The 3785-nt window shown below is 40.5% G+C and carries 5 protein-coding genes; 2 read left to right on the forward strand and 3 right to left on the reverse strand.

The genetic code is table 11. From position 1 onward, the window contains the following. On the forward strand, positions 1 to 381 hold a 381-nt coding region (locus CK510_RS27690; protein WP_143289470.1), incomplete at its 5' end, for a glycosyltransferase family 4 protein. 122 nt (positions 382 to 503) lie between these two features. Here CK510_RS27690 and CK510_RS27695 read toward each other — a convergent pair. The 3 genes from CK510_RS27695 to CK510_RS32105 are packed head-to-tail and all read right to left on the reverse strand — an operon-like array spanning position 504 to position 2115. After that, positions 504 to 1736, reverse strand: a complete 1233-nt coding sequence (locus tag CK510_RS27695) for a BaiN/RdsA family NAD(P)/FAD-dependent oxidoreductase (RefSeq protein ID WP_095724713.1) — start codon at positions 1734 to 1736, stop codon at positions 504 to 506. 46 nt (positions 1737 to 1782) lie between these two features. Then, positions 1783 to 1947 (reverse strand): rubredoxin, encoded by a 165-nt coding sequence (gene rd / locus CK510_RS27700; protein ID WP_095724714.1) that lies wholly within the window; start codon positions 1945 to 1947, stop codon positions 1783 to 1785. A 9-nt stretch (positions 1948 to 1956) separates the two neighbouring features. Next, on the reverse strand, positions 1957 to 2115 hold the full coding sequence (locus CK510_RS32105; RefSeq protein ID WP_158224978.1) for a hypothetical protein: 159 nt from the start codon (positions 2113 to 2115) through the stop codon (positions 1957 to 1959). Positions 2116 to 2479: 364 nt separating this feature from the next. Here CK510_RS32105 and CK510_RS27705 point away from each other — a divergent pair, with 364 nt between their 5' ends. Then, on the forward strand, positions 2480 to 3763 hold the full coding sequence (locus tag CK510_RS27705; protein WP_095724715.1) for an HhoA/HhoB/HtrA family serine endopeptidase: 1284 nt from the start codon (positions 2480 to 2482) through the stop codon (positions 3761 to 3763). The last annotated feature ends 22 nt before the right edge of the window (positions 3764 to 3785 follow it).

The following is a 3785-nucleotide window of genomic DNA, read 5'->3' on the forward strand; positions in this document are numbered from 1 at the left end:
GCAATGAATCGTTCTGAAAATGAAGAGGCTATTCTTCATTTTATAGATAATTGTTTTCAGTTTTTATTGGAAAAAGATAGGGATTTCAAATTATATATAGTTGGTTCAAACCCTTCAGCAAAAATCACGAATTTTGCTAGTAAAAATATTATTATTACAGGGTTTATCGAAAATCCAATAGACTTTTTTGAACGAGCAGAAATAGGAATTGTTCCTTTAAAAAAAGGTGCTGGAATTAAATTGAAGACGTTAGAAATGTTACAAGCTGGTTTGCCTGTAATTAGTACTAGTATTGGTGCTGAAGGTATTAATAATGTAGGAAAAAAGTTAATTGTGAGTGATAATTTTCAGGAATGGATAGATTTAATTATTCGCTATTAGCTTCTAATACCAATTCTATACTGGGTTCTTTATATATATCCTTGCCTAAAAATTATATCACAATCTTAATTCCTAGTTTTTAGACGACCCATCGGGTCGTCTCTACTCCTAATTCCTAATTCCTAACTATTATCTCCCATTGCCAAACCTGCTAAATATGAAGTTGTCCATGCGCTCTGAAAATTAAACCCACCAGTAACACCATCAATATCTAATACTTCCCCGGCAAAATAAATTCCCGGAACTAATTTACTTTCCATTGTTTTGAAATTAATTTCTTTTAAACTAACTCCACCACAAGTAACAAATTCATCTTTAAATACACCCTTTCCATTCACCAAATATTGCCCTTGATATAGTTCCTGAACCAGTAAATTTAAATGTTTTTTAGAAATTTCTGCCCAAGGAGTTTCACTATTCATCTCAATCCGGGAAACCAGATATTGCCAAAGACGATGGGGTATATCGATCGCACGATGTAATAGAACCGAACGTCTCGGTACTTCTTCCTTCGTTTGTAATAACTTTTGACGAATATCCTCCTGCTTCATCCCAGGCAGCCAATTCACCAATAAAGTACCTTGATACCTACTTTCATGAAGCATCCTAGCACCCCATGCAGACAATTTTAAAACAGCAGGACCACTTAAACCCCAATGTGTAATTAATAATGCTCCCGTTTGTTCTAATTGCGGTTGTTCGGGAATACTCAAACGCAATTTAACCGGATTCACACTGACTCCAGCTAATTCCCGCAAGCTTTGATCCTGAATATTGAAAGTGAATAACGAGGGAACAGGTGTTTCCACCACATGTCCAAATCCTTGCGCTATCCGATAACCAACCGGATTACTACCAGTGGCAATTAAAATGCGATCGCATTCCAATGTTTCCCCTGATTTCAAAACCACCGCAAATTCCGAATTGACTTTATTTACCGAAACGACTGCCGTACCCGTGCAAATTTTTACACCAGCCATTTTTGCCGCACTCATCAGACAATTAACAATAGTTTCCGAACTATCGGTAATGGGAAAAATCCGTCCGTCAGCTTCAGTTTTCAGTTGTATCCCATGCTTATGGAACCAAGCAACAGTATCCTGGGGTTGAAAACGCGAAAAAGCACCAATTAAAGCTTTGTTACCCCTGGGATAATTTTGAACCAAAGTCTTCCCATCAAAACAAGCATGGGTAACATTACACCTACCCCCACCAGAAATACGTACCTTTGTCAATAACTGTTGACTAGCTTCGAGTAAAATAACTTGAGCAAAAACATTTGTTCTGGCAGCTGCGATCGCACCAAAAAATCCAGCAGCACCACCACCGATGACAATAATTCTTACAGGTTGCAACGAGAAAAATTTCCTATTTAACTATAATTTTAATACAATTGTGTTACTATTCTTCAACCTCTTCAAATTGGTCTTTAGTCGCACCACAAACCGGACAAACCCAATCATCTGGGATATCCTCAAATGCTGTTCCTGGTGCAATTCCACCATCTACATCACCCACTTCTGGGTCGTATTCATGCCCGCAAACACTACATACATATTTTTTCATAATTTTTTCTCAACCCTTTGTTCTTATCTTACCGTTCGCGATCGCAATTACAGCATCGCGTATTTCCATACAGCGCATTTCATTCGAGTTAGGCACACTGCAATCTGCGTACCCTGCGGGTAGGCACGGAGTGACTTCCAAAGGTAGCCGCATTAGACGAGCGTACATCGGAGAGGTTGNCCGTAGGCTAGCGAGACTTCTCGCAGAGTAGCGTCTATATCTGCGGTTTTTATCTCTTTTATTCTCTCCGCGTTCTCTGCCTCTCGGCGGTTTAAAATAAAGTCTTAACTGAAATATAGAGAGACGTGATATATCTCATTTTTACATACGGTTTTCCAACTACCAACTTCATCTTTTGTTTCAAATACTGAAACCAAGTCACTACTCTGTAAAATATGCTTTACCGTAAAGTATGTATTTCCCATGCCATCAGCTTTTCTCATACATGTACGTGCAACTAAAACTCCACAAATCTTATCTATATCTATAGTAGAAGTAAGCCTAAATAATACAAATATATTCTAGAGAGCAAATGTTAAACAAACCAGATAATCAGCAAAACCAAACACCTAAGAGCGATCGCAACACTTCAGATTCTCAAATAGATTCTCAAAATACCAATCCCAAACCCTATCCTTGGGTTCGTGCGGCAATGAATCTTTCTTTGGTAGTATTAGGTTCGGGAATGACCCTAGCCGGGGGTTATATTGCTTCTAGCCAACATCAACTAGGTACTAATGTCTCCAATCTTGCTGTTAATCAGGTGAAAGCTGAACCCCTCAATCCACCAGCAAATAGCAATTATGTGACATCTGTTGTTAATAAAGTAGGTACAGCAGTTGTTAGAATTGAAGCCTCTAGAACAGTAAAATCTTCACTCCCAGATGAGTTGAACGATCCACGTCTCCGTCGATTTTTTGGTTCGGAAGGTGGAATTCCCCAACAAAAACGCTTAGAACGTGGTACTGGTTCAGGTTTTATAATTAGTGCCGACGGTCGAATTTTAACCAATGCCCACGTTGTAGATGGTGCCGACAAAGTACAAGTAATCCTCAAGGATGGACGCAAATTCCAAGGTAAAGTTTTAGGTAAAGACGAACTTACTGACGTTGCCGTAGTCCAAATTCAGGCGAATAACTTACCAATCGTAGCACTAGGAAACTCCGACCAATTACAACCCGGTGAATGGGCGATCGCAATTGGAAATCCCTTGGGTTTGGATAACACAGTCACAACTGGTATCATTAGTGCCACCGGACGCAGCAGCAATTTAATCGGTGCTGGAGACAAACGGGTTAGCTACATCCAAACCGATGCCGCAATTAACCCCGGAAATTCCGGTGGTCCATTACTAAATGCCCGTGGGGAAGTCATTGGCATGAATACGGCAATTATCCAAGGGGCACAAGGATTAGGATTTGCAATTCCCATTAACACCGCACAACGTATTTCCAAGCAGTTGATTGCCACGGGTACAGTCCAACATCCCTACTTGGGCATTCAAATGCAAGCTTTAACACCCGAACTCAAGGAAAATATCAATTCAGACCCCAATAGTGGGTTAGATGTCGATACAGACAAAGGTGTCCTCGTTCGTAGGGTTGTACCCAATTCACCCGCAGATCAAGCTGGAATCCGTGCTGGTGACATCATCGAAAAACTCAACGGTCAAATCGTCACCGACGCTGATAGCGTCCAACAAGCCGTTGAAAGTAGCAAAATTGGCACAGACTTACGCATGGAGCTACGTCGCAACGGTCAAAATGTTGCGATCGCAGTTCGTCCAGGTGCTTTCCCAACCCAAGCACAACAGTAACACTACCTTTGCTGTCTAACTT

The sequence above is a fragment of the Brunnivagina elsteri CCALA 953 genome, from assembly GCF_002289455.1.
Classification (GTDB): Bacteria; Cyanobacteriota; Cyanobacteriia; order Cyanobacteriales; family Nostocaceae; genus Brunnivagina; species Brunnivagina elsteri.